The organism is Actinotalea ferrariae (assembly GCF_019733465.1).
GTDB lineage: Bacteria > Actinomycetota > Actinomycetes > Actinomycetales > Cellulomonadaceae > Actinotalea > Actinotalea ferrariae_A.
This window is the reverse complement of record NZ_JACVQL010000334.1, coordinates 1-1373: the sequence shown is the minus strand read 5'-3', so window position 1 is coordinate 1373 and position 1373 is coordinate 1. Positions and strand designations below refer to the sequence as shown.

At 78.4% G+C, this 1373-nt stretch carries 2 protein-coding genes; both read left to right on the top strand.

Annotated features, from left to right (window positions below):
- Positions 1-229: hypothetical protein (locus ICW40_RS19205; protein WP_221655592.1), on the top strand; the 229-nt coding region annotated here is incomplete at its 5' end.
- Positions 226-1373: hypothetical protein (locus ICW40_RS19200; protein ID WP_221655591.1), on the top strand; the 1148-nt coding region annotated here is incomplete at its 3' end. The genes ICW40_RS19205 and ICW40_RS19200, both read left to right, overlap by 4 nt.

Here is a 1373-nt window from a genome sequence, read left to right as displayed (position 1 = left end):
CGTCGGCACGGCGGGCGGGCTGCTCGTCGCGTGGTGGTGCGTGCCGCCGCTCGTGCGCGCGACGGCGCCCGGACCCGCGGCGCTGCCCACGGCGCTCGCGCCCGACCTCGTCGCCGTCCTCGGGGTCGCGGGCGTGGCGATCGCGCTGCTCGCCGTCGTCGTCGTCGCGTACGGCGCCCAGGTGGCACGGCAGGTGCGTGCGGCGACGCGCGTGGAGGACGACCGATGACGCGCCCCTCCGGCTACCGCGCCGCCGCCCTCGTGCGCCGGCAGCTCACGGCCGAGCCCGGCACCGCGGTCCTGGTCGCCGCGACCGTCCTGCTCGTCTCGCTCGTGCTCTCCCTGTGGCCGCGCGCGGTCGACGGCCTGCTCGGCGAGGACACGCGCGACCAGGTCGCGGCGCTGCCCGCGGACCGCCGCGACCTGTCCGGGAGCGACCAGTGGTTCCCCGACGACGCGGCGGCCGGCACCGACGGGTCGGGCGACGAGGTCGCCGACGGCGCGGCGGTGCTCGAGGGCTGGGTGCTCGAGCTCGAGGGCACGCGCACGGCGGGCCCGACGCTGCGCTCGGTCCTCGGCGAGGCGGGGGCGTCGCTGACGCGCGCGCGCGACGCGATCGAGCGCGGCCCCCGGGCCGCGGACATCCACGACATGACGCTCACCGTGCGCGCCGACGCGGCGATCGGCGAGCACGTGCGGCTCGTCGACGGGGCGCCGCCCGCTCCGTTCGACGCGGCAGCGGTGGTCGACGTCGGCGGCCGGCTGGACGAGGTGCTCGGCGAGCGGCCGATGGACGTCATGGTGTCGGTCGAGACCGCCGACCGGATGCGCTGGGACGTCGGCGAGGTGCGGACGATGCTCGGGGTGGTCCCGTTCCGGATGCGCCTCGCGGGCGTCTTCGAGGCGCGGGACCCCGAGGCCGGGCACTGGGCGCACGCGCCGTCGACGCTGTTCCCGCTCGTCGTCGAGGACGGCGACATCGGCGTCTCCGTCCACGGCACCGCCTACGCGGACCCGAGCGCCGTCGAGGCCCTCGCGATGGTCAACGGGCTCGACGCGGACCGGTGGATCGCCGTCGAGCCCGCGGCCGTGGCGACCGCCGACCGGACCGCGCTGCTGCGGGAGCTGCGGGCGTTCCTCGACGCGCGGGGCATGACGAGCGACCTCGACGAACGCCTCGAGGACGTCGCCGCGCGCCAGACGACGTTCGCGACCCTGCTCGACATGCTGGCCCTCGGCCCGGTCGGCGTGGCCGTCGGGGTGCTGTGGCTCGCGGCCGTGCTCGCCGCGGCTCGGCGGCGCGGTGCGCTCGGCCTCGCGGCCGCCCGCGGCGGCTCGGGCACCGGGATCCGGGCCGCGATGGCGGTGCAGGG